The sequence below is a fragment of the Staphylococcus pseudintermedius genome, from assembly GCF_001792775.2.
GTDB lineage: Bacteria > Bacillota > Bacilli > Staphylococcales > Staphylococcaceae > Staphylococcus > Staphylococcus pseudintermedius.
Genome location: NZ_MLGE02000014.1, coordinates 40,206 through 65,248 on the forward strand (window position 1 = coordinate 40,206; position 25,043 = coordinate 65,248).

27 protein-coding genes are annotated in these 25,043 nt (G+C 39.8%); 4 read left to right on the forward strand and 23 right to left on the reverse strand.

The annotated features are described in order from the left end of the window. Positions 1 to 62: 62 nt before the first annotated feature. From moaA to BJK46_RS09785, 6 genes are read right to left on the reverse strand one after another with little or no spacing between them, the layout of a single operon-like run. Complete coding sequence (gene moaA / locus BJK46_RS09760; protein ID WP_037542424.1) at positions 63 to 1,085, reverse strand: GTP 3',8-cyclase MoaA; 1,023 nt, start codon at positions 1,083 to 1,085, stop codon at positions 63 to 65. 16 nt (positions 1,086 to 1,101) lie between these two features. Further along, positions 1,102 to 1,707 (reverse strand): molybdenum cofactor guanylyltransferase MobA, encoded by a 606-nt coding sequence (gene mobA, locus BJK46_RS09765; protein ID WP_037542422.1) that lies wholly within the window; start codon positions 1,705 to 1,707, stop codon positions 1,102 to 1,104. 9 nt (positions 1,708 to 1,716) lie between these two features. After that, positions 1,717 to 1,950 (reverse strand): MoaD/ThiS family protein, encoded by a 234-nt coding sequence (locus tag BJK46_RS09770; RefSeq protein WP_014613194.1) that lies wholly within the window; start codon positions 1,948 to 1,950, stop codon positions 1,717 to 1,719. Further along, positions 1,947 to 2,405: a molybdenum cofactor biosynthesis protein MoaE gene (locus tag BJK46_RS09775; RefSeq protein ID WP_014613193.1), complete on the reverse strand. Its 459-nt coding sequence runs from the start codon at positions 2,403 to 2,405 to the stop codon at positions 1,947 to 1,949. Before BJK46_RS09775 ends, BJK46_RS09770 begins: the two co-directional genes overlap by 4 nt. 5 nt (positions 2,406 to 2,410) lie before the next feature. Then, complete coding sequence (gene mobB, locus BJK46_RS09780) at positions 2,411 to 2,887, reverse strand: molybdopterin-guanine dinucleotide biosynthesis protein B (RefSeq protein ID WP_037542419.1); 477 nt, start codon at positions 2,885 to 2,887, stop codon at positions 2,411 to 2,413. Then, positions 2,884 to 4,143 (reverse strand): molybdopterin molybdotransferase MoeA, encoded by a 1,260-nt coding sequence (locus tag BJK46_RS09785; RefSeq protein ID WP_037542418.1) that lies wholly within the window; start codon positions 4,141 to 4,143, stop codon positions 2,884 to 2,886. Before BJK46_RS09785 ends, mobB begins: the two co-directional genes overlap by 4 nt. A 70-nt stretch (positions 4,144 to 4,213) precedes the next feature. On the opposite strand from BJK46_RS09785, the gene moaC reads away from it, so the two are divergent. Continuing rightward, positions 4,214 to 4,699 carry a cyclic pyranopterin monophosphate synthase MoaC gene (gene moaC, locus BJK46_RS09790; protein WP_014613190.1) on the forward strand — a complete coding sequence of 162 codons (486 nt, stop codon included), beginning with the start codon at positions 4,214 to 4,216 and terminating at the stop codon, positions 4,697 to 4,699. Positions 4,700 to 4,958: 259 nt separating this feature from the next. On the opposite strand, the gene BJK46_RS09795 is transcribed toward moaC, so the two are convergent. The 9 genes from BJK46_RS09795 to BJK46_RS09835 all read right to left on the reverse strand — a co-directional run bounded on the left by BJK46_RS09795 (position 4,959) and on the right by BJK46_RS09835 (position 13,685). Next, positions 4,959 to 5,459: a MogA/MoaB family molybdenum cofactor biosynthesis protein gene (locus BJK46_RS09795; RefSeq protein WP_037542416.1), complete on the reverse strand. Its 501-nt coding sequence runs from the start codon at positions 5,457 to 5,459 to the stop codon at positions 4,959 to 4,961. Positions 5,460 to 5,474: 15 nt separating this feature from the next. Beyond that, positions 5,475 to 6,479 carry a ThiF family adenylyltransferase gene (locus BJK46_RS09800; protein ID WP_238410019.1) on the reverse strand — a complete coding sequence of 335 codons (1,005 nt, stop codon included), beginning with the start codon at positions 6,477 to 6,479 and terminating at the stop codon, positions 5,475 to 5,477. Positions 6,480 to 6,770: 291 nt separating this feature from the next. Continuing rightward, positions 6,771 to 7,376 carry an ATP-binding cassette domain-containing protein gene (locus BJK46_RS09805; RefSeq protein WP_014613187.1) on the reverse strand — a complete coding sequence of 202 codons (606 nt, stop codon included), beginning with the start codon at positions 7,374 to 7,376 and terminating at the stop codon, positions 6,771 to 6,773. After that, complete coding sequence (gene modB, locus BJK46_RS09810) at positions 7,377 to 8,048, reverse strand: molybdate ABC transporter permease subunit (protein ID WP_103263567.1); 672 nt, start codon at positions 8,046 to 8,048, stop codon at positions 7,377 to 7,379. 9 nt (positions 8,049 to 8,057) lie between these two features. Next, the gene (gene modA, locus BJK46_RS09815) at positions 8,058 to 8,831 is read right to left on the reverse strand and encodes a molybdate ABC transporter substrate-binding protein (protein ID WP_103263568.1); all 774 of its coding nucleotides are present in this window, start codon (positions 8,829 to 8,831) and stop codon (positions 8,058 to 8,060) included. Positions 8,832 to 8,921: 90 nt separating this feature from the next. After that, positions 8,922 to 10,421 (reverse strand): UDP-glucose--hexose-1-phosphate uridylyltransferase, encoded by a 1,500-nt coding sequence (gene galT / locus BJK46_RS09820; RefSeq protein WP_070407684.1) that lies wholly within the window; start codon positions 10,419 to 10,421, stop codon positions 8,922 to 8,924. A 12-nt stretch (positions 10,422 to 10,433) separates the two neighbouring features. Further along, a complete protein-coding gene (gene galE, locus BJK46_RS09825; protein WP_015729527.1) occupies positions 10,434 to 11,426 on the reverse strand; it encodes a UDP-glucose 4-epimerase GalE in 993 nt (330 codons plus the stop codon). A gap of 15 nt (positions 11,427 to 11,441) precedes the next feature. Then, complete coding sequence (locus BJK46_RS09830; RefSeq protein ID WP_014613182.1) at positions 11,442 to 12,608, reverse strand: galactokinase; 1,167 nt, start codon at positions 12,606 to 12,608, stop codon at positions 11,442 to 11,444. A 42-nt stretch (positions 12,609 to 12,650) separates the two neighbouring features. Then, positions 12,651 to 13,685, reverse strand: a complete 1,035-nt coding sequence (locus tag BJK46_RS09835) for a LacI family DNA-binding transcriptional regulator (RefSeq protein ID WP_103263569.1) — start codon at positions 13,683 to 13,685, stop codon at positions 12,651 to 12,653. A gap of 158 nt (positions 13,686 to 13,843) precedes the next feature. Here BJK46_RS09835 and fdhD point away from each other — a divergent pair, with 158 nt between their 5' ends. Continuing rightward, the gene (gene fdhD / locus BJK46_RS09840; protein WP_015729530.1) at positions 13,844 to 14,641 is read left to right on the forward strand and encodes a formate dehydrogenase accessory sulfurtransferase FdhD; all 798 of its coding nucleotides are present in this window, start codon (positions 13,844 to 13,846) and stop codon (positions 14,639 to 14,641) included. 77 nt (positions 14,642 to 14,718) lie between these two features. Here fdhD and BJK46_RS09845 read toward each other — a convergent pair whose 3' ends face one another. The 4 genes from BJK46_RS09845 to BJK46_RS09860 form a co-directional block, all read right to left on the reverse strand. Further along, entirely contained in the window at positions 14,719 to 15,492 is a 774-nt protein-coding gene (locus tag BJK46_RS09845) for a GNAT family N-acetyltransferase (protein ID WP_037542406.1), read from the reverse strand. Between the two features lie 22 nt (positions 15,493 to 15,514). Continuing rightward, positions 15,515 to 16,075 (reverse strand): biotin transporter BioY, encoded by a 561-nt coding sequence (locus BJK46_RS09850; protein WP_037542405.1) that lies wholly within the window; start codon positions 16,073 to 16,075, stop codon positions 15,515 to 15,517. Positions 16,076 to 16,155: 80 nt separating this feature from the next. Beyond that, a complete protein-coding gene (locus tag BJK46_RS09855; protein WP_103263570.1) occupies positions 16,156 to 17,019 on the reverse strand; it encodes an ROK family protein in 864 nt (287 codons plus the stop codon). Further along, entirely contained in the window at positions 17,000 to 17,671 is a 672-nt protein-coding gene (locus BJK46_RS09860) for a FadR/GntR family transcriptional regulator (protein ID WP_014613176.1), read from the reverse strand. The genes BJK46_RS09855 and BJK46_RS09860 overlap by 20 nt, the downstream gene beginning before the upstream one ends. A 157-nt stretch (positions 17,672 to 17,828) precedes the next feature. On the opposite strand from BJK46_RS09860, the gene BJK46_RS09865 reads away from it, so the two are divergent. Further along, the gene (locus BJK46_RS09865; RefSeq protein WP_014613175.1) at positions 17,829 to 18,710 is read left to right on the forward strand and encodes an N-acetylneuraminate lyase; all 882 of its coding nucleotides are present in this window, start codon (positions 17,829 to 17,831) and stop codon (positions 18,708 to 18,710) included. A gap of 141 nt (positions 18,711 to 18,851) precedes the next feature. Beyond that, positions 18,852 to 20,378, forward strand: a complete 1,527-nt coding sequence (locus BJK46_RS09870) for a sodium:solute symporter family protein (RefSeq protein WP_014613174.1) — start codon at positions 18,852 to 18,854, stop codon at positions 20,376 to 20,378. A 644-nt stretch (positions 20,379 to 21,022) separates the two neighbouring features. On the opposite strand, the gene BJK46_RS09875 is transcribed toward BJK46_RS09870, so the two are convergent. The 4 genes from BJK46_RS09875 to BJK46_RS09890 all read right to left on the reverse strand — a co-directional run. Beyond that, on the reverse strand, positions 21,023 to 21,946 hold the full coding sequence (locus tag BJK46_RS09875; RefSeq protein ID WP_063282658.1) for an ABC transporter substrate-binding protein: 924 nt from the start codon (positions 21,944 to 21,946) through the stop codon (positions 21,023 to 21,025). A 269-nt stretch (positions 21,947 to 22,215) separates the two neighbouring features. Continuing rightward, positions 22,216 to 22,593, reverse strand: a complete 378-nt coding sequence (locus tag BJK46_RS09880) for a YbaN family protein (RefSeq protein WP_014613172.1) — start codon at positions 22,591 to 22,593, stop codon at positions 22,216 to 22,218. Between the two features lie 123 nt (positions 22,594 to 22,716). Beyond that, entirely contained in the window at positions 22,717 to 23,877 is a 1,161-nt protein-coding gene (locus tag BJK46_RS09885; protein ID WP_015729536.1) for an acyl-CoA dehydrogenase family protein, read from the reverse strand. A 279-nt stretch (positions 23,878 to 24,156) separates the two neighbouring features. Then, the coding region (locus BJK46_RS09890) for a reverse transcriptase domain-containing protein (RefSeq protein WP_112424791.1) at positions 24,157 to 25,043 on the reverse strand (887 nt) is incomplete at its 5' end.

Below are 25,043 nucleotides of genomic sequence, written 5' to 3' on the forward strand. Positions count from 1 at the left end.
AAAAAAGCTGGGACGATGAAATTCCCAGCTTTTTCTACTTATATCAACGGATGTTCTAAAGTTTATCCACCTATATAATTCATATTAATCTTCTTCTGCTGTCTCTTTGCTACTGTTTCTGCTGTTCGTTCATCAGAATAACGATCGTCGCGAATATGCCACAATGCTTTCAATTGTGACAAAATTTCGGCATCATCCATCCCACTTCTCAATAGCCCTCGAATATCAAAGCCGCTTCCGGTACTGAATAAGCAACCATAAAATTTACCATCTGAGGATAGACGTGCTCGCGTACAGCTCGAACAAAATGAATCCGATACACTTGTAATCAGTCCAAACTGAGCTTGACTTCCGACATGGCGATAATATTGTGCGACTTCACCATAATATTTTGGAGATACCGGTTCGATGTCAAATTCACTCGCAATCATCGCCAACATCTCATCTTTAGTGACAACTTTACTAAAATCCCAACCGTTATCATTACCCACATCCATAAATTCAATAAAGCGAATCGTGACGGCTTTATCTTTAAAATAACGGACCATTGGCAAAATTTGATGATCGTTGACACCTTTTTGAACGACAACGTTAATTTTAACTTTCAAACCAATACTGATGGCATAATCGATTTGTTCAAGCACTGTCGTCGCCTTAATATCACGGTTGTTAATCGCTTGAAATACACGATCTTCAATTGCATCTAAACTGACATTAATGCGACGTAACCCAGCATCATACAGTTTTTGACCGTGCTTTTTCAATAATAAGCCATTCGTCGTCAATCCTATATCTTCAATGCCTTCAATCTGTGTAATTTGGGCGATTAATTGATGGAGGTCACGACGTAGTAGCGGTTCACCACCCGTAATCCTCACTTTTTTAACACCTAATTGTGCATATAACTTTGTGATACGTACAATTTCTTCAAAAGATAACAATTGATTTTTCGGCAAAAATACATAATCGTCACCGAAAATTTCTTTTGGCATGCAATAATCGCAACGAAAATTACATCTATCAGTTACGGAAATGCGCAAATCGCGAATGGGTCTGCCCAATTTATCTAGTATTTGGTCTGCCATATTGCGCCTCCTTTTCTTATTTCGCTAGTTCTGCTTCTAATGCTGCCAAATCTTGTTGATAATTCACATTTTGATACCAATAGCGCGGACTCCCAATCGTATTCGCCTCTAACCAATCTGTTGATACTTGATCATACACATGTTTCATACTCAGATCATCCGACTGTAAAACATTTTCAATAATAGGCAACACACGTTTATGATAAAAAGCAATGGTCGGTATCGGACGTGCATCATCCATAAAACCGGCGATGTCTAAATGTTCTTCAATGAGATTTGCAACCATAAACTGATACAGATGGCTGATTGCTTTTTGTGTGACCATCGGCGTATCAACAGAAATGACAAAATAAAGATCCTCATCTGTATCACGGGACATCACACTATAAATACCGGCGAGTGGTCCTTTATCTCGGTGTTTCGGTTCATCTACAACGACCGTGTCATGTTGAAATTGAGAAAATAGTTGTTCATTCGTACTAATTAAAATCTCATTGAACATGTTCGTCGCTTGTAACGTTTGGACAAGTTTATGATAAAACGTCGTCCCATTAATTTTCGCAAATGCTTTCGGTGAGCCAAATCTCTCTGAATGCCCACCTGCGAGTATAATAGCTTTCATGACTAATGTTTAACCTCCACTGACTGGCGGAATCAGTGCAACCACGTCGTATGGCTGAATGAGATCTTCCGCGCGTGCAAACTCTTCATTGATTGCAACTTGAAATTTTTTCCCTTGAATGACGGGATAGGTTTGGTATAAAAGTGTTGTTAAATCAGCAACAGGCACCGCATAATCAAAATGAAATACATCTTCTGAGCGATTCACAAGTTCTTTAATTTCTGCAAAGTATAACACCTTCACGTTGAAAGTCCTCCTTTATTGACAGCATCGTCGTGATAACCACGTTGATGACCTTGCCATTCTGCGCCATCTTCCCAAATTTCTTTTTTCCAAATTGGGACGACCTCTTTAATCCGTTCAATCGCATATTCATTTGCAGCATAGGCATCTTTACGGTGAGGTGATGATACGCTAATACAAACTGCAATATCAGAAATTTGAAGCGCACCAATACGATGACCTATCGCAATGATGGTACCAGGCCAACGCTCCGTTATTTCATCACCAATTTGCGCTAGTTTCTTTTCAGCCATAGGAACATACGCTTCATATTCTAAATACTCTGTGCGGACACCTTTCGTCCATTCACGGACATGCCCTGTAAACACAACCACCGCGCCTTGTTTTTCATTTAATGTGTATGCGCGGTATTTTTCTGGTTCTAACGGTTGTGTTGTCACTTCAAATTGTTTCAACCCAATCACCCTTCGTTCATTTCTATCCACTCAGTGAGCCACGCAAATAACGCATGCTCATCTGACGTTGTAGCATCTCTTTTAATTGCAAATTTCACATTCGACAACTGTTGAAGTTGCGCATATTCTGCTTCATTGCGATACACAATCACTTTATCGTAATGTTCATGTTTGTAACCTTCAACGAATATGATACTTTTTTTAATGGTAACACATTCATCAATTAAAGTCCGTAACGGCATTTCATCAGCACTTTGGACACTTTCAATATACTGGTGGCCTTGCACAATACTTTGATCCGCTCCAGCATTAAAATGGCGCATATGATCCAAATGGTCAGCCGGCAACTTAATGTCCTCTCCAGTATGACCATGGTGTTTGATCGTTACCACAGCATAGCCTAAACGTTTCACATATGCTACTAACTTTTCCATAAGCGTGGTTTTACCAACATCTTTAAACCCTACCACTTGTATAATCATAAGCTACTCTCACGTTGATACGCTTCTGATGATGTTAATATCACTTGTACGTCATGACCTTGTTCAAATCCACGTGTACCTCCTGGTAAAACAATCATGGCATTACTATGCGCAATGGACACAACTGCACCTGACTTGTTGAAACCTGATGGACGTACTGTCGCTTCACGTCCTGTGAGTACTACATTGGCACGAATAAAACGTGTAAATGGATTCGCCTTTTTAAAGTCTTCCATCAACGTCGCACGCACCATACTTGGATAACATTTTTCAGCATGCATCATGTGGTACATTGCTGGTTTAACAAATAATTCAAAGCCAGAATAACAAGCTGAAGGATTTCCCGACAAGCCGAATAAATATTTGCCTTCTGATACTGCGACAGTCGTTACACTACCTGGTCTCATCGCAACTTTATTAAATAACACATCAGCGTTTAATGCCTTATAAATATCTGGTAAATAATCAAAATCTCCTACCGACACACCACCTGTTGTTATGACAATATCGTGTTCATCAAATGCTTTTTTGACGACAGCTAAACTACTGTCAAAGTCATCTTGTTGAATTTTATATAGTTCAGCTTCAATACGTTCTTTACGCAATAATGCATCAATCATCGGTCCGTTTGAATTACGAATTTTACCTGGTTCTAACGGAGCATCGATATCAACGAGTTCGCTACCCGTCGCAATGATGGCTACTGTCGGTTTTTGAAATACAGGAACGTCAACATAACCAAAAGTGGCCAGAACTGCAACAACGCCCGCATTAATCCGTTGACCTTTCGTTAAAACAACATCACCCGTCGCAGTTTCTTCACCTTTTATTGACACATTTTCGAGTGACTCAAACGGCTTACGAATCGTAAAACCTTCTGCAGTTTCCACCGTTTGTTCGAGCATGATAACGGCATCTGCACCTTGTGGCATTTCAGCACCTGTCATGATACGTACGGCTTGTCCTGCTTCAAGTTGCTTCGTCGACACACTACCTGCACCGATATGGTCAATTACTTTAAATTGGATACGGTTGTCACTCGAAGCACCGACAGTATCGACACTTCTCACCGCAAAGCCATCGTAAGGGGATTTATCAAAACGCGGAATATCATATGTGGCAACGATATCTTCGGCGAGTATGTAACCTTCACTTTCATAGATGTTCACTGTCGTCGTTTTCATCTCGATATTTTGTTTCATAACACGTTGTATCGCTTCCGACACGGGGATAGGATGTCTTTTTTCTACTGGCATGATGAACCACTCCTAACAAAATGAAAAATTCATGCTATACTATCCTTGCATTCAAGTAAGGAGGAATAACATGTCTGAATTTACACACCTTAATGCACAAGGTCATGCAAAAATGGTAGATGTTTCTGACAAACAAGTCACGAAACGTACAGCCATCGCACGTTCAAGCATTCAAGTTAATACCACGATTTATGAACAAATTACGCAAAATACTAACAAAAAAGGAAATGTTTTAAATACCGCACAAATCGCAGGGATTATGGCAGCTAAAAATACGTCGTCTATTATTCCAATGTGCCATCCGTTAGCACTGACAGGGATTGATGTCGATTTTGATTGGGACACTTCTGAAAAGCAATACATTTTGCACATTACAACGACAGTGTCTACAAACGGCAAAACCGGTGTGGAAATGGAAGCCTTAACTGCCGCTTCTGTCACTGCGTTAACCATTTATGATATGTGTAAAGCCGTTGATAAGGGAATGGTCATCGGTGAAACTTACCTGGTTCAAAAAACGGGCGGTAAATCCGACTTCAATCGCACATCCGACTAAATCGCATCCATCTGTAAACGGACGGGACATCATTACTTTTGCAACTTTACTATGCTAAATGAAAAGTGCTATATGGAATGAAAAATCAAATACGATATGATTAGGCTGAAATTTTTGTCGTTTTTTCTTTTCAAAAGTTTGCCCTAATTGATTTACAGTCTTTGATATTCAATTGCTAAAATGGGCGAGATTCTTGACGGAATACGTATCTATAGTGGCATTTGTAGCATTCAAAATAGTTGTCAATAAGGGCATGCCTTTATTTATTCATTTCATAAACTAAATGTGTGAGTTCTGGTAATATGAGTCGATTCAGCGCTAATTTTACAGCACCTGTTGATCCTGGCAAGCAAAAGATTAACGTTCGTTTCGCTGTACCTGCAACAGCTCGAGATAACAAGGCACGTGTCCCGACATCTTCTGTAAAGCTTAAATAACGAAACAACTCACCAAATCCTTCAATTTCCTTATCTAATAAAGGTGTGACTGCTTCAATCGTCACATCTCTCGGTGCAATTCCTGTTCCGCCAGTCGTCACAATGACATCGACATCTCCCTTAAGCCATTGTTGCACTGTTGACTGAATGGCAGTCAGTTCATCTTTAACAATCATATAATGTTGAATTTCCACTTCAAAATCTGCCGTTTGTAATAATGTTTGAACGCTTTGACCGCCTTTATCTGTCTCAGTCGTTCGTGTATCGGAAACGGTCAATACTGCACAACGGATAGGTCGCTCTAGTTTAACGTTCGTATGCATGGAATCACTCCTTCATTAGCCGAATAATTTATGTATCATCACTTGTGCTGCGTCAATATCTTTTAAACCGTGAATGAGCAGACGACCATCTTGAAAAGCGACAATACGTGAATTTTCAAATTTAAATTGTAATAAATAGCCGTTGGACTTGTAGGGCATCTCTCGCGCATCTAAAAATGACTTTAATCGTTCAAACGTCAGTTCTGGATGATGATATTGTATCGTATCGCGACCACATAAAGCGGCATAAGTAGACGTTCGTGCATTTAAATACGGATAGCTCGGTTGATGACCACACGTTGGGCAAGCTTCACGCTGCAACCGTCGCATGCCAAACGCAAAATGTGCCCCCTCCCATATATCGCCATAAGTTAATTTAGGTTCAAATGGAGTCTCGGTTAAAATTTTAAAGGCGTCTCTCAACTGAAAACTTGTCGTCATCGTGACAGCTGGTTGAATGACCCCTACCGTATCACAAGTGAGGTTGAGAGAGGGTATTTGTGGAACTAAACATTGAAAACAAGGCGTTTGTCCAGGAATAAATGGTGCTGAAACATAGGTACTTTGTACGACGCCGCCATAAATCCAAGGCACCCGATAATAATACGCTGCGTCATTGATGAGCATGCGTGTTTCAAAATTGTCTGTCGCATCCAAAATTAAATCAACTGTCGGCACATGTGTTTCTAAAAAATCACGATCCACATGTGCAATGTAAGCCTCAATGTGTACATCACGACGTATCGCTTGGAGCATGTCTTTTGCGGCCATCACTTTCGGTACACTTTCATCCGCATCACGTTCCGTAAATAACGTCTGCCGTTGTAAATTAGAATGCTCGATATAGTCACGATCCACAATGATGAGCTTCCCGATTCCTGCGCGCACTAATCCTTCCGCAAGATGTGTGCCTAATGCGCCCATACCTATAATGAGTATAGCTTTCGCATTGATTTTCTGTTGACCCCCCGGCCCTATTCCTTTGTATAAAACTTGCCTAGAATATCGTTCTTCACCCATCATCATAATCCTCTCCACAATACTATTTTCAATTATACGGATTTTTCGAAAGGGACTCAACGGATTGAAACGGCTGATTCCCCTATTCATCGCAAGGTAAAACGATGAAACCGTAAGTGCTGATTCCCTATATATTAAAGCAGCGAACCAAAGTAGTTACAAGCATGCCTTTGATCCGCTTTTAAAATGATTTTTATTTTCTACTATGTTGATGTCTTATCTGAACAACTGAGCCTCGCAGTTCCTAAATCTACCACATTTTCACATGTACGACGTTGACATCAGGGGGTCTCATTCTATCACAATGACTTCATCAGCTAATGTGTCTGCCTCCCATTTCGAATGTGTCACAAAAATGATTGGAATATGCCACTCATCAAAAACCTGCTTCACCAAGTCCATGCTTTCTTTGCGCGTCCCTTCATCCAAACTTGAAAATGGCTCGTCTAATAATAATATTTCTGGGCGCATACTTAATGCTCTTGCTAGTGCGACACGTTGCTTTTCCCCACCCGAACAACGCTCTGGATAAACATGCTTCAAATGTTCGATATTCAAATGTTTCATCAAATTTGCAATATGTGTGTTCAAACGTATCATAAAGGTAATGTTGTCCAACACGGTCATATGCGGAAACAATTGATAGTCTTGAAACAAATAACCGATATGACGTTCGCGAATAGGAACGTGTCGTTGTTGCTCCGTATCAGTCAATACACGTCCATTAATTTCAATTTTGCCATAATCTGGATTACAAATACCTGCAATGACGTTCAATAAAGTCGTTTTCCCAATCCCTGACACACCTTGAATAGCATAAATTTTGGGTTGATTACTTTGAATTTGAAGACCGATGTGACGTTCGTTAATGGTCATATTGATTTGAAGGTTTAACAATTAATCCACCTCACGATAACGCTCTTGATTCATCATATTCATTGTTCCTATGATACTAATTGCAAAAGACACTAAAACGAGTACCCATAGCCATGCTTGATGTTCTCTACCCTGTTGAACTAGAAAGTATATTTCTAACGGCAACGTATTGGTTTTACCAGGAATGTATCCCGCAATCATGAGGGTCGCCCCAAATTCACCAATCGCACGTGCAAAGGCAAGCATCGTTCCTGAAATGATGGCACGTTTCGACAAAGGTAACGTGATTTTGAAAAATATTTTTCGTTCAGAAGCCCCCATCGTTCGAGCAGTATTCAGCATACGCGGGTTGATATTGCGAAAACCTTGGACCGTATGTTGATACATGAGCGGGAAACTGACGATGACTGAGGCCACAACAGCTCCAACCCATGTGAACACGACTTTAATCCCTAAAATGTCAGTGAGGAGATGCCCCACAGGATGGTCCACCGAAAAAAACATGAGTAGTAAAAAGCCTAATACGGTCGGTGGTAAGACGATAGGTAGCAGTATAATACTTTCAATCAGATGTGTCCATTTCGATTTTCTATAATACATGATACGTGCGAGTGTTATTCCAAGGATAAATACGATAACTGTACTCACGAAAGCCACTCTAATGGATATCAAAAAAGGCGTTAAGTCAGGCATAACAATCACCTATTTTTCAAAATGATAATCTTTTAAAATACGTTGTGCAGTGTTACTTTTCATAAAATCATACCAAGCATTTGCCGCTTCAGTATCAGTCACAGTACCCATGCGATAAACAATCGGTGACTTTAATGGCGCGTCCAAAACTTTTTCTACGCCATCATGTGGTGTTTTACCGACGTATAAATCTGTTTGATAGACAAAACCGAGCTGTGTATTTCCTTTATTGACATAGTTTAACACTTCACGCACGTCTTTCGCATACACGATATGATTTTCAACTGATGACCACTTGTTTTGATCTTCTAAATAGGTTTTCGCATATTTCCCTGCTGGCACGGATTTTACCTCACCGATTGCTAGCTGATCGTTATCTCCCAGTTGATCAATGCTTTGAATGTCACTGCCTTTGCGACGGATTAATACCAATTTGTTATGTGCGTAATCATATGTATGTCGCACTTTCCCTTTTTCTTTTAACATATCGACGTCTTTCGTATTCGCTGACATGAACACGTCCACAGGCGCCCCTTTGTCAATTTGTTCACGTAATGCACCAGAACCACCATAATTAAATGACACACTAATGTTGGGATGTGCTTTGTGGAACTCTTTTTCTAATACTTTCGTTACATCTGTTAAACTTGCTGCCGCAGAAATGACCAATGGTTGTTCGGATGTCGATTTTTTATCATCCGACTGCGTACCTTTTTGCCCACACGCAGATAAAATGACAGCGAAAAGCCCGATAACCATTAACAAGCCAACCCACCTTTTCATATGTCGCACCTCCTCAATTGCTTTTTTACGTTAAAAATACGCTCGAAATCAGTATATCAAATTTCGAACGTATTTTGAGTCGATTCCTATTTAGTTTTTAACATTTAACGTTGCAATAAAACGTTGAAAGGCAACTTGACCCGCTTCATCTCTTTTAAAGACCCCTGCATCTTGAAGGACGCGTTCAAATTTATAACCGACTTCTTGACGCACAATCGCTTCTGCATCATCCGTACCAAAGTCATACTCTTCTTTCATGTCTTGTGCCCATGCAGTATGCACACCAAGGTCTACCGTTTCATCGCCATTTAAAAATGCAATCACATTTTGCAATTCATTTTTTAAACGTCCCGGTAAAATCGCTGTTCCCATCACTTCGATTAAACCAATGTTCTCTTTTTTAATATGTTGAACATCTTGGTGCGGATGGAATAGACCGTCCGGAAACTCTTCTGTACGCTGATTATCACGTAACACGATATCCATTTCGTATCGGCCATCACGGAATCTCGCAATCGGTGTCACCGTATGATGACGTTCTCCTGAATCACTATACGCTTTCACTTGCACACTCGCATCACTGTAACTCTCCCATTGATGACGTATCCATTCGCTTGCCTCAATTAACTGTTCCGTATCTGTCGCCATTAAACGAATGACACTCATCGGCCATTTGACGATACCAGCGTGTACAGTTGGAAAGTCCTTTAATTCAAAGGCGCGTTCGATTGGTGCCAGTGCCATTGGAAAAGTATGGCGTCCTGCTTGATAATGGTTGTGCGATAAGATCGAACCACCAACAACAGGAATATCTGCATTCGATCCAATCGTATAGTGTGGAAATTGCTTTACGAAATCAAGCAAGTTTTCAAATGTTGCTTGATTGATTAACATCGGTGTATGTTCACGAGATAACAAAATGCTATGCTCATTAAAATACAGATACGGAGAATATTGAAACCCCCATGCTTCACCATTAATTTGCATTTGCACAATACGATGATTCGAACGTGCCGCAGAAGTCATCGTGCCATAGTAGCCTTCATTTTCCATACAAATCGCACACTTTGGATAAAAGGACTCAGGTGCATTTTTCTCTCGCTCAATTTGTTTTGCATCTTTTTCAGGTTTTGATAAATTGATCGTAATCTCAAAATCACCATACGCTGTCGGCACGTGATAAACGATATTTTTCGCAATCGCTTCTTCTTTAATGTAATGATTCAGATGGCTCAGTTGATAAAAATAATCTGTCGCTGCTTTTGGCGAAAGTTGATAACGCTTATAAAATTCACGATTTACTGTCGAAGGTTTCGGCGTGATTAAATCCATCAAAGTCGCTTCTAACTGTTCACGCGCTGACAAAATATCTTCAAACGCTCCTCGCTCAATTGCATCTTCAATGAGTAAATTCACGATTTCAATCGGCGCTTGCGGTTGAATGTCATGTTCAGTGTCTAAAAGTGCAATATCGTTTGCCTTTAAACGTGACAAAATTTGGTTGACGACATAAATACGGTCCCCCGCTTCATAGTCACCATACGCAATAATAGCATCTGCAAATTGATACACATGTGCTGCGTTTGCCATAATGAACCTCCTTTAGACATTTTCGTAGCCATTCGGGTGTTTTTGGTGCCATTCCCAAGCAGTACGGATAATTTCATGAATATCATCATGTTGTGGTTGCCACTTCAATAACGCTTTCGCTTTATCACTTGAAGCGACTAATTTACTTGGATCACCCGCACGTCTTGGTGCAACAACTGCCGGAATGTCTCGACCCGTCACTTCGCGTGCAGCATTTAAAATTTCTTTGACTGAGTATCCGTGATTTGTCCCTAAATTGAACGCACCACTTTCACCACCCGCTTTTAAATAATCGTACGCCAAAATATGTGCTGAAATTAAATCTGTAACATGTAAATAGTCTCGAATTGGCGTTCCGTCTGGTGTATCGTAATCATCACCAAACATTTTCAATTCATCACGTTGACCTAATGCGACTTGAAGGACAACAGGAATGAGGTGGGTTTCTGGATGATGATCTTCACCAATCGCACCGTTTTCTTTAGCCCCTGCAACATTAAAGTAACGTAACGCAGCGTAGTTCACACCATACGCTTCATGACACCACCGCATCATTTTTTCCATCACAAGTTTACTTTCACCGTAAGGACTCGTTGGTAATTTATGTGACGTTTCAACAATAGGAACTGCTTCAGGTTCCCCGTAAACTGCAGCTGTTGAACTAAAAATAATATGTTGAACATCATGTTCTCGCATCACTTCAAGTAACACTTGCAATCCATAAACATTGTTGTTGAAATATTCAAGTGGATATTCTACTGATTCACCGACTAACGAATAGGCACAGAAATGGAACACGCCCTCAATGTCCTCTTTTTCGAAAACGTCATTTAAAAATTCGCGATTACGGACGTCCCCTTCATAAAAACGCGCATCTGCATGAACCGCTTCACGATGTCCTTTGACTAAATTATCAACGACAACGACATCATAACCGACTTCAACTAATTGATCGACACAGTGGCTTCCGATATAACCCGCACCACCTAATACAAGCATAGACATACTCCATACACTCCTTTATTTTTCCTCTAAAGTACGTACACCGTTTGCGATATCCACATGATAGAACGACGGTGCATACCCTACCGTTTCCGTATATGCTTTAGTCACCTTTGCTTCGAGGTCAGCAATTTTATCTTTGTGTACTAGCGCAATCGCACATCCTGCAAAGCCTGCACCTGTCATACGTGCCCCTAACACACCGTCGACTTGTTGTGCCGCTTCTGCTAATGTATCTAACTCTAATCCTGTCACTTCATAATCATCTTTTAGTGACGCATGAGACGCATTTAACAATTGACCAAACGCTTCGAAATCATGTGCTTGTAATACTTCGTACGCTTTTTTTGTACGTTCATTTTCTGAAATGGCATGTTTCGCGCGGCGTCGAAGCACATCATCATCAATTTTGTCTCCATATTTTTCAAATTGTGCTACTGAAATCTCACCTAGTGATTGCACATCAAGATAATTTTGTAATTGAGCTAATGCACGCTCACATTCACTTCGACGTTCGTTATATTTCGACTCTGCAAGTTCTCGGCGTTTGTTTGTATTCATAATCGAGATTTTGTAATCACCAAACTCTGTCGGTACGTAGTGATACTCTAACGTATTCGTATCTAACAAAATCGCATGGTCCTTTTTACCAAATCCGACAATAAATTGATCCATAATCCCTGAATTCACACCGATAAATTCATTTTCGACACGTTGTCCCATTTTCACGAGTTCAAGGCGCTCCATTTCAATACCGAATAAAGTCGTCACAAGGTGTCCTGTTAATAACTCGATAGACGCAGATGATGATAAACTTGCGCCATTCGGGATGTTACCTTCAACAACGATGTCAAAGCCACGGTTAATCTCCGGAAATTGCTCAACTAAATAACGAATCATTCCTTTTGGATAGTTCGCCCACTGATGTTCAGCATTGTAATCTAAATGGTCTAGATCGAACGCCATCACACCTGCCGATTCAAAATTCACTGAGTAAAGTTGAATCTTACGGTCGTCACGTAAACGCCCAACACCATATGTTCCTAATTCGATTGCTGCTGGAAATACAAAGCCACCATTGTAATCTGTATGTTCGCCAATTAAATTGATACGCCCTGGTGCAAAAGCTGACAATGTTGGTTCTCCGTTAAAAATATTTTTAAATGTTTGAGTTAGGTTTTGCATATCTCACACCCCAAAGTCTTTATAGTAAACAACAAATACAGTTTACTGTTTATCCTTTTGACTGTCAACTGAGACCGCTTTCAAAAAACTTTCCCGATAGTTTAAATACGTATTCAACTGCATATGAATCGCGACTTGACGTTGTCCTTTCATTTGATCTTGTGCTAAACGCACCGCTTGACGACCAAACTCTTCAATAGGAATACGAACGCTTGAAATCATCGGCGCTGTATATTGCGTTATTTCAGAATCATTAAAGCTGACTAGTTGTACGTCTTCAGGTACACGTATTTGCGCTTGTTGTAACCCTTGCAATACGCCAACTGCAAGCACATCATTGCCAGTAATGACGACTTGTGGTAGCGCGCCAGACTGTGCAATTCGTTGCCCTATTTCTAGACCATTGTGACGCTCCCAATTTGACGGATAATAAAGTTCTTCTGCATTTGTTTGTGCACACCAATCAATATAGGCGCGTTGTCTCGCATCAGCAACCGTATCATGCGTTTGACCCACATCACGCACCTTTGTTTCTCCACCAACGTATGCCACTTTGCCGACATGTTGCTGTTGAAGTGATTCGAGTAACACTTGCATGCTGTCATATAAATCAGAAGAAACTGCATCGATATGGTTCGGTGCATCGATTTGATTAATTAAAATAAGCCGTGCATTGTATGTATAAAGCTGTTGAATCACTGATTGTTTAAATGGTCCAATGACAATTACAGACCCCGCCTTTTCCACTTGTTGCAGTTGTTCAATCGACGTCAATGTATTCGTTCGAATCGTTTTCTTCAGCGTTAAATTCAAATGCTTCACTTCTTTTTCAATCGCTAATCGGAGTTCTCGATAATACGGGTCAATCATTTCTTTTTCTTTTGACGCATGTGTCACAATTTGGATTTGCCGTGTCAGACGCTTTTGTTTTGTATAATTACGTGCATTGGCAATTTCGATAATGCGCTGTCTCGTCTTTGTTGCAACAGAAAGCGAAGGATCCTCATTCAATACACGCGACACCGTACCAGGACTTACACCTGCCTCTTTCGCAATCTCTCTAATACTCGCCATCATTCAACCTACTCTCTTCATTTGTTTACTACAGTTTACTTCTTTTGTTTTTTCTTTTCAACTCTCTTCATATTTCAAATTCTGTTAATATCATTTCAGAAAGTTTAAAATTGAAATATACATAAAAGCATTTGTACGTTTTTTGAAAGGAGGTTGTACCATTGAGTCCTGACTTTAAAACGAACCAACCGATTGTACGTTTTGAAAATGGTGTTTTATTTGAAACAGAAGATGATTATGTGACAGAGGTGCCGCTCACAATCATGGTGAACCGAGAAGAATTTGCGACAGTCATTTGTAGCCCCAATCAATTGGAAGAACTAGTGCTCGGATTTCTCGCTTCTGAAGGGGTCATTTTAAAACGAGATGAGTTAAAATCGCTTGAAATTGATGAACGGCGTGGGTATGCACACGTAGAAATCACATCGTCTATACATGATCGTGTGCAACTCTCAACGAAACGCCTTGTCGCTTCATGTTGTGGGAAGAGCCGAGAGTTTTATTTCCAAAACGATGCCGCCATTGCGAAAACATCAATGTCCAACCTTCAATTGACACCTTCTCAAATTTTAAGCATGATGGCACGTTTACAAGCGCAAAGTCGTGTCTTTAAAGCAACAGGGGGCTTACATAACGCAGCCATTAGTGACGGCAATGCATTTTACATTCATCGTCAAGATATAGGGCGGCATAATGCACTCGATAAACTTTACGGCTACTGTATTCAACGACATATTGGGGTGCGGGATAAGGTACTCATTTTTAGCGGGCGTATCTCCTCAGAAATTTTAATCAAAGCCGCTAAAATCGGTGTCGGTATGATTATTTCTAAATCTGCTCCGACGACATTAGCAGTGCAACTTGCCCATGATCTAAACATTACTGCAATCGGTTTCGTGCGTGACGATTACTTTAACATTTACAGTCATCCAGAACGTGTCAAACAAGCAGAAATGTAAAAAACAGGCGCTGATGAGAGCTGTCTCACCATCCGCCTGTTTATTTACATTTCTGTTGTCATGTGCGAGTACCCCCATCAATACGATACTGAAACTGTTAATTCCTTCAGGGCACTATACTGAAAACTAACAAATGTATAACCTTGTTTCATATACATTTCTCTCGCTGTATCTTCAGCATCAGCAACTAAAATGACCGGACGTTCACGCGCGATTTCCCCCATAAACGCCTGCATCCGTGAGCCCACGCCACGTCCACGCGCTGCTTCAGTTACTGCAAAACCATCCAGTTCCACCGTTCGCTCCGTTTCAATCACATTCATAATGCCAACAGGTTGTGCATTTTCATAAGCGATATAAGGTTGGAGCGCACGCGTGTCTTTTTTCAAATTCGTTAGCAATGCCTGTGCACTTTCTTTAATATAATCTGCGCCAAATTGAATAGAGAGTGGCTCATAGACGTGCATGTAATCTGCCATGTTCTTTATTGTCACAGGTTCTATCTCAAGACTCGGTCCAGTCAACTGACGTAAATCTGCTGCCTCAATCATATACAGCTCAAGATTACCGACTTGAAAACCTTCAGCACGTAAAAGTTGCATGATATCTATGTTCGGTTTGACGTTTTCTGGAAATTCAAATTTGAGATGTGTCAACACACCATGGTCAGCATGAAGTGATTGTTGCCGTTTCATATCTGCTTTAAACTGAGTCACATCCGGCATTTGATGATATACCCACTTATTATTATCATAAGTCAGAGGTGTCGTTGGCGTCATATAAATCGTTACGTCGTCATCTTTAGAATAAATATCGCCTTCACTGTAAATATCACTCATCTGAACTTCCATTTACATCCCCTACTTTCAAGGTTTATTTTGCTAATTGTTGCATGATTCTCGACACCACAGGATTATTAAACAGTGCGATTGCAATGAGTGATGCTATAGCTGCTTTAACTAAGTCACCCGGTAAAAATGTTAATGATAAATAGATCGCTTTAGACAATGGCATATGAATCACAAAGCCCATCACGATGGCACCGACTAAGTCTAATAACACCACCCCGAAGATAACAATAATCGCAAAAGTACGTTTAAAATCTAATGTTTCAAAATATTTATCACGCATCCAACCAATTAAAAATGCGACGATAGGATACATGATTAAAAAGCCGACACTCGGTCCAACAAAGACACCATAACCACCACGTCCGCCTGAAAGCAATGGCGCACCCATGAATACAAGTAATAAAAATACGATAACACTTAATGTGCCATAGCGGCGTCCTAACAAAATACCTGCCAAAAAAATCCCAACGTTTTGGAGCACAATCGGTACAGGGATAAATGGTAAAGGAATAGCTGGAATAAAACCCATGACCGCGATAATGGCAGTCATTAATGCTGTATAAACTAAAAATTTCGTGTTCAAAATCTTTTTCCTCCTAAAAATGATAAAAAACATTTCATTCCAGATTATAGCATTAATGTAAATAAGATTTCTATACTTGTTTACAATTCAGCAACTGCACCGAGCAATGCGGCATGATTTTGTAATTGTGCGACTTCAACTTTGGCATGACCGTAATCTTCAGGTAAATATCGTTTCAACTCCGGCAAGATATAACGTAATAACACGTCACCTTGTGCAGAAACTCCGCCACCAATAATAATAAATTCCGGATCATAAACAATTTGAATTTCCGCAATACCTCGTGCCACTTCACGCGCCCATTGCTGAATATAATGTCGTGCTGTGGTGTCTCCATTCTCCGCTTCTTCAAACAGTTGCTGAATATTTTGATGCGGATAGTTTTCTCTCATTAACAATTGTTTTAACGCTTCAGTTGAGGCCCGCTGTTCATATTGTGTCTTCGTTTCTGGATCGTATAATAAATAACCAATTTGATTTGGACGATGACGTATGCCCGTTAATAATCCGACATTGCGTTGATAATAACTGCCGCCAATGCCTGTACCTAAAGTTAAACAAAACGCACTCTCATAATCCACTTCTCTTTCATCCAACTCCCCTAACAATGCTGCATCGACATCGTTATAGACGACGAGCTCTTGAACATAGGCACTTAGTTTATCTACAAAGTTTGTGCCTGTATAATTCAAAATATTGGGGTTGGCGTAAGCAATCGTACGCGCCTTTCTATCTACGGCCCCCGCTGTTGAAATACCTACTGCGACCGCTTGTAGTTGATGTTCTTGAATGTAACGTTGTAACCTTGCCTCAACATAATTAATAATGGCGTCATTTTCATTAACGGGTGTACGCACTTTATCATAATCTTGTAATTGTCGATTTTCATCAATAATGGCTGACTTAATATAAGTCCCTCCAATGTCAAAAGCTATTTTTTTCATAAAACTCTGCCCCTCTCATGAGATGTTGCGTTAACAATGCCTTAGCCAACGAAAAATTTCCATCCTTCAATGCTTCATAAATATTGCGATGTTCTGTCATACTCCGCACATTTTCTTCGTGTGATGTTTCGATAGGGGTTTGATAAAAATACGCTTGCACCACGGCACTCATTTGTTGAAATAATGATGAGTCCACTGCAGTGAGTATACTTTCATGAAATTTTTGATCAGCAGATACATTAAACGCTTGCACATCATCCACAAGTGACTCCGCTATTGAAGTTAATGGTGCCTGTTTACGTTCAATAATATCAATCGCTGCCAATTCGAAAGTCAGCCGTAACATCATTAAATCTTTTAAATTACCATGAGAGACTTGAAAACTAAATAAAAACCCTTCAATCAGTGGCGTAATATCTTGTGCTTTCACTAATGTGCCTCGCCCTTGTACACTTTCAGTCACACCAGTGTTTTCGAGATAACTTAAAGCCTCTCGCACTACAGAGCGACTCACTTGATACGACTCAGCTAATTTGCGTTCAGTTGGTAATTTATCCCCTACCTGTAATGACTCTGCTATAATATAATCCTTAATCTTTTGTACGACTGTTTGCTTTAAACTTTTACCAGAACGACTTAACATTTCTGCCATGCTCCTTACTAACTCCTTGTGTACAGTTTAGTTCAGTTTAACATAATTGATGACACACGTTGTAAAAATATTGACCTCTTCATTGATAACGCTTACAATTAGATTATAAATTGGTCAGACCAATATTACAAACAGATGATTTATTGGAGGGTGTACCATGCATGAAAATTTAAAAGGTTTATATGCAGCTTTACTCGTCCCATTTGATGAAAACGGACAAGTGAAAGAACAAGGTTTAAGAGCGATTATCCGTAACGCGATTGACGAACAACAGTTAGATGGTTTATATGTTAACGGGAGCTCAGGCGAAAACTTTTTAATGAATACCGAACAAAAGAAAGAAGTTTTCCGCATTACGAAAGATGAAGCAAAAGACGATATTCGCTTAATTGCACAAGTCGGTTCATTAGATTTAAACGAAGCGATTGAATTGGGTCAATATGCGACAGAACTCGGTTATGATTCATTATCAGCAGTTACACCGTTTTACTATCCATTCACGTTTGAAGAAATTCGTGACTATTATTTCGCTATTATTGAAGCGACTCAAAACAATATGATTGTGTACTCTATTCCTGGATTAACTGGTGTAAATATTTCAATCCAACAATTTGAGGAGCTTTTCCAAAACGATAAAGTAATCGGCGTCAAATATACAGCACCTGATTTTTATTTACTCGAACGCTTACGTCAAGCATTCCCAGATAAGTTAATTTTCTCTGGTTTTGATGAAATGCTCGTACAAGCTGCGATTTCAGGCGTTGATGGCGCAATCGGCTCGACGTTCAATGTCAATGGTCGTCGCATTCGTCAAATTTTTGAACATGCTCAAAATGGCTCGGTTGAAGAGGCTTATCGCATTCAACATGACACGAATGATATTATCGAAACGGTACTGAGCATGGGCTTATATCCAACATTGAAAGCCATTTTAGCTGAAAAAGGGATTGATACAGGTGTACCAAAAGCACCATTCCATCCGTTTAACGAAGCACATCGCGACGCATTGAAAACATTGATCAACCAATATCAACTTTAAGATAATGAGACTTTGAATTAAAAAGAGTGAAGTACTAACGATAAATAGACACAGAGTTATGCTTCACTCTTATACTTTGCTATATATTGTAAGCGGTTTCTAAAAAATCATTATATTGAACATTGAAAGGGGTTTGTTTTTATGGGAACAATTGGCTTTGGTTTTTGGAACTGGATTGCTTTAATTCTATACTTACTAATTATGTTAGGTGTTGGGGCGTATTTTACGAAACGTGCAGGGAAAGATACCGATAGTTTTTTTAAAGCCAGTGGCCGTCTACCGTCATGGGTCGTTGGATTTTCTATTTATGCGACAACTTTAAGTGCGATTACATTTATGTCAACACCAGAAAAGTCTTATTTAACGGATTGGTCTTACATAGCTGGTAACATCGCAATTGTTGCTATTATTCCGTTACTCATTCATTTTTATATTCCATTCTTTAAAAAACTTAAAATCACTTCAGCTTATGAATATTTAGAAGCACGCTTCAACCCTGCAGTACGTGTGATAGGTTCTGTCCTATTTATATTATTTCATTTAGGACGTGTAGCCATTGTGATTTATTTACCGACACTCGCAATTACAGCTGTTTCCGATATTAATCCTTATTTAGTCGCTAGCCTTGTCGGAGTTTTATGTATTATTTATACGTTTCTTGGAGGTTTTGAAGGGGTCGTATGGAGTGACTTTATTCAAGGTGTGATTTTATTAGGAGGCGCACTTGTCATTATTATTACCGGAATTGTGCATATCGACGGTGGATTTGGTACGGTTTTGAACGAAGCAGTGAGTAACCATAAACTCATCAGCGCAGACAACTGGAAAATGAACGCCGCCGCTGCAGCCATCCCAATCATTTTCCTCGGTAGTATTTTTAATAACTTGCAACAATATACAGCAAGTCAAGATGTTGTTCAACGTTATCAAGCGTCTGAATCTTTAAAAGAAACGTCACATTCGATTTGGACAAATGGGGTGTTGGCTCTCATTTCAGCACCACTCTTTTACGGCATGGGAACGGTACTGTATGTTTTTTATGCCACTCATACAGCACTACCGAAAGATTTTAATACATCATCAATCGTCCCTTACTTTATCTTAACTGAAATGCCACCATTCATTGCGGGATTGATGATTGCAGCAATTTTCGCGGCAGCACAGTCAACGATTTCATCAAGCTTAAACTCTATTGCAGCCTGTTTCTCAGTAGATATTAAACAACGCTTCTTTGGAATTAAAAGCGATGCAACTGAAGTGCGTATGGCGCGTGTAACGACTGTTGTTACAGGACTCATTGGTATGCTTATCTCATTATATTTAATCGCAGCAGACTCTAATGACGTATGGGATCTTTTCTTATTAATTACAGGGCTATTCGGGGTACCAATTGCAGGCATCTTTGCGGTCGGTATTTTCACGAAGCGTACACATGGTGTCGGTGTCATTATCGGTATTTTTGTCGCAGTCATCGTCAGTTATTTCTTACAAGGACAAGGCATTGGTGGTGCAGGCTCACCATTCTACATCTCAATTATTGCCTTTATGACAGCGTTTATCGTTGCATATATCGCAAGTCTCATTATCCCAACACCGAAAAAAGATATTTCTGGACTTACAATTTTTGATAAACACGGTGCCATCACATACGTGCGTAAAACAAAATAATTCATCTCACAAAAAGGTATTCCATTTCTTTTGAGTTGTGTACTCAATAGAGTGAGATACCTTTTTCATTGGTGGTTAGACCATAAGAGATAAAAGAAAGGAAAACTTAATCTCCCCTCCTCATGCATAGCATTCTATTTGAAAGCATCAAAACCCACCATCACTTTCAACGCTGTATCATTTAATCAAAGCGTTAGTTAGTTGAAGCGAGGACGTGGGAACGCTCCTTTTTTCTCCACTTATTACTACCAAAAAGCGGTACCACTCAATTGAGAGTAGCACCGCTTTCTTATTTTGCCGACCCGTCCGAGATTCCTGAGGCATTAGCTGAAACGGAAAATCCAATTCGGCTTACTCCCTATTACATTTCAACCAAGCCGAATTGAGTTGAAGTTTCAGCGCCTAGGAACGCGAGGTCTATATTAAAGGTTTCTCTTCTCGCCTATGAAAAAGCGATACCACTCGATAATGAGTCGTACCACTTTGAGATTGCAAAAACCATTCAAGACTCCCGAGGGATAGAGCCGAAGCGGAAAATCCACCAACGCTTTCATCTCTGTATCATTTAATCAAAGCGTTGGTTAGTTGAAGCGAGGCCCTGGGAAAGCGCAGAATGGTTTAGTAATCTCAGGTTACGACTCATCTTAATTCGTTGGTAACGCTAAAAGTTGTTTCTTTAAATCCTTACGAATGACATCTAATGTATATGGATCGTTATACCAATACACACTTGAATCTACATTAAACGCATATTTGTTTTGTACCGCTTCTAAATTTTGCCACATTGCTGTTTTTTGGAATTCAGGTTGTGCGGCATCTTTCGCTTTCGCTGTAATAATCACATCTCCAGCATATTTGCCCACTTCTTCTTTCGGCACTTCTGTCCAACCTTCTTTTTTTGTTGCATCGTCTAACGCTTTAGGCATTTGTAAACCGAACGCTTGGTAAAGTACTTCACTACCGCGTCCCCAGTTTTTACCATAAGCATAAATTTTCTTATCAAAGTCTTCAAAAATCGTTACTGATATGTCATCACCAAGATGCGCTTTAATGTCTTTACTATCTTGTGCGGTTTGTTTTTCCCAATCTGCTTTCCATTTTTTCACTTCATCTGACTTACCGACAATGTCACCCATTGCTTCTTGTTGTTCAAGATAATTGTATTTCGCATAGTCAAAAGCAATCGTTGGTGCAATTTTTTTCAATTTATCTGTGTTTTTGTCTGTGTTGTATGTAATGATGAGGTCAGGCTTTAATGACGCTACCTTTTCTACATCTTCTGCCCCTACTTTATCCACATCTTTAAATTGTTTCGCAAGCACTGGACTTTGGTCAACTTGATCGGACACACCGACAATATTTGCATCAAGATATTTTAAACCACCCGCATACGTCGGTGCCATGACAACAATTCGTTTTGGGTCTTTCGGAATATCGATTTTTTCCTCACCTTTAGCTGTTTTGAGATTGAAAGCTTTTGTTTCCTTTTCACTACTTTGATTATCGTTCTGGCCACATGCCGCCAAAATTAACATACATACCAATAACGGTAATAATAATCTTTTCATTCATCTTCCTCCAATTGATAATGATTATCATTATTATATAGTGTAATGACTTTGGAATCAATCTTTTTCTAAACAAAACTTTTTAAATAATAAAATAGGTATTTCACAAATGTTTGTTTTTGAGTTTATTATATTTTCAACCGTGGCAAACCCAATATCAAAAAATGACCCCTTGACCTAGCAACTCGATAAAAAAAAGCAGAAACGACACGTCACTATAGCGTGCAATTTCTACTTCTTCATCTCGTATTCAGTTTAACGTACATATGTTATCGCATATCATAACTTTTTGGTAAAGTCTTTACCCATGTAAATAAGACCACCGTTTGTATTACAACCATAACCAATAATCCTAGGCGAATCATTGTCACATCCACCATCCAAATCGAGAATCCCACTACAATGTATAAACTAATTAATAATTGTATTTTCTTTTTCATCGTATAGCCACGATGTTTACGAAAATCTTCAACGTAAGCTTGATACACCTTTGTTTGTATAAGCCAATCATGAAAACGATCGGAACTCTTCGCAAAACAGAGTACAGCGACAAGTAAAAAAGGCGTTGTAGGCAATAATGGTAAAACGGCGCCTGCAAAACCTAATAATGTAAAGATACCCCCTATGCCCAGTAAAAGATATCGCATTATCCTATACTCCTTTATTCATAATAAATTTGCGTTCATGCTTGGTGTCGAACTTTTATCTCTAAAACTATCATAACGACTCTTTCACAAAAAAACAATCGTCTTTTCAAAGATGCGACCGTCCTATACATCACTTCGACGTTCAGTTATTGCTTGTTGTGCGACTTTTGTAAACGCCATGTCCTGCATGGGTGGGTTATGCAGGCCTGCGCGCATGTCTCGAAAATATCGTTGCAATGGGCGCTCCATTTCTAAACTTTTTGCACCGACGATACGCATCGCCAAATCAATCACGTCCAATCCTTCATTCATCACTACGACTTTACTTGCAGCGGTTTCTGCAGCAACAACATCTTGTGGTGTCATTTTTTGGTAAGCACGTGCAGTACTCCATAGTAAATGCCTCGCTGTAATGAGTTTTGTTTCCATTTGACCGATATTTTGTTGCACAACCGGTAAGTCTGCAATCGTCCCTTCAATGCTATTCGGACTATATTCTAATGCAAAATCAACTGCATAATCTCGAGCAGCTTGGGCAATACCTAAATAAGTTGCGGGAATGTGTAATAACCAACCATTTTGATACGGTGGCCCTTCTCCTCTGATTTCGATGAGCTGGTCTGGTTGAACTGGCACATCATTCAGTATCACATCATGACTTTCTGTCGCACGCATGCCGACCATATTCCAATTATTGGCAATTTCTAAACCTGGCGTATCTTTCTTGACCATAAAAAAGCCTACTTGTTCTTTTTCAGGGATGTAGGCTGCCACAATGATATGTGTTAAGACAGGACTCATCGACGTAAATGTTTTAACACCATTTAAAATAAAATGGTTATTTTCAAAGCGCGCATACGTTTGGGGGCGTCCACCTCTTGTAGGACTGCCTGTTTCCGCTTCACTTACCGCTCTATTTGCCAGTGCGCCGTTTTTCACTGCTTCAGCAAAATCATCTAAAATCGCTTTATCCCAAATGCGACGTTCAAACACTTCCCCTACAAGTGCAATGTGCCAACCAATTGAAAGTGCAGTAGGTCCATCAATCGACCCAAGTACTGACTGGAGGACGACCATATCTTCTAAAGTGGCTCCTCGTCCGCCGTACGATTCAGGTAATGTCAATTGCGTATACCCCTCATCAACTAACCATTGAATATTCTCGTGAGGAAAACGATGCGCTCGATCATTACTTTGCGCATATTTTGTCAATTCTTCACGATGCGCTTCAAGCTTTGCGAGCCATTCTTTCTGTATAGCAGACTGGATTAACACAGATTTCATTTCTAAAACCTCTCAATCTTTTTATTTCTTACTTACTTTGTCAACATTATAATATAAATATGTGCGAATGCCTAATCCGAGTTTTAAAATGGGTTTTAAAATACGCCGTTGATAGCTACAGTTTCCGCCTTGATTGAAGGGGATTTTGTGATAACGTTTTGTACGCATCAGACCCCATCTAGTCATGCTGTGTTGCGATAACAATCGAGTAGGAGAATAGCCATTAATTGACTACTCGTCCTCTCACACCACCGAGCGTACGGTTCCGTACTCGGCGGTTCAATATCTTGCGTAAGCCAACTCTGCAAGCTGGGCTAATGGTATTAATCCCCACTTGTAGAGTTGTTTTGTTGTAAGTGCACGATGAACCTCGTGCGTGTTCGATAACCGCCAGTATTTCTTGCGAGACTGTGCGATTTTCATTGCACTTCTATGGTCAAGACCATATTGACGCAACATCTTATACTTCGTTCTAACTCTTTTCCACCGTTTAAGAATGAGTTGTCTAAGTCGGCGGTTTAACCAAGATTGTGTGGTTTCAAGAAATACTCTGATAAAACCTCTACCAAAGTAATTTATCCAACCTCGCGTCACTTGGTTAATTTCAGTGATAATCTCTTTAAAGGTACCAGGTCTATTTCGTTTCGTTATTTTCCTTAAGGTGCGTATTAAATTTCTTTTTGCTTCCATAGTCGGTCTGAAACGACAAACCCCATTTACCTTGGTTATTAGACAACTCAAGAACTTTAAACGTGTGACTGCTCCTACTTTACTTTTCTCTTCATTGACCACCAACTTCAGTTGCTTTTCAATGAATTTCGTTACACTCGACATTACACGTTCGCCTGCACGTTTTGTGCGTACGAAGATGACAAAGTCATCGGCATATCGTACAAATCGGTGTCCACGCTTTTCGAGTTCTTTATCCAGTTCATGTAGATAGATATTACATAGTAAGGGAGAGATAACGCCCCCTTGTGGTGCACCTATCTTTCTTTCTGCGACTTCGCCAGATAGGTCAATGGCACCGACTTGTAAACTTCTACGGATAAATGTGGAAATTGACTTATCTTGAACATGGCGTTCGAACAAATACATGAGCTTATCATGATTTAACATGTCAAAGCACTGTTTCAAATCACAATCTACGGCTATTTTATAGCCTT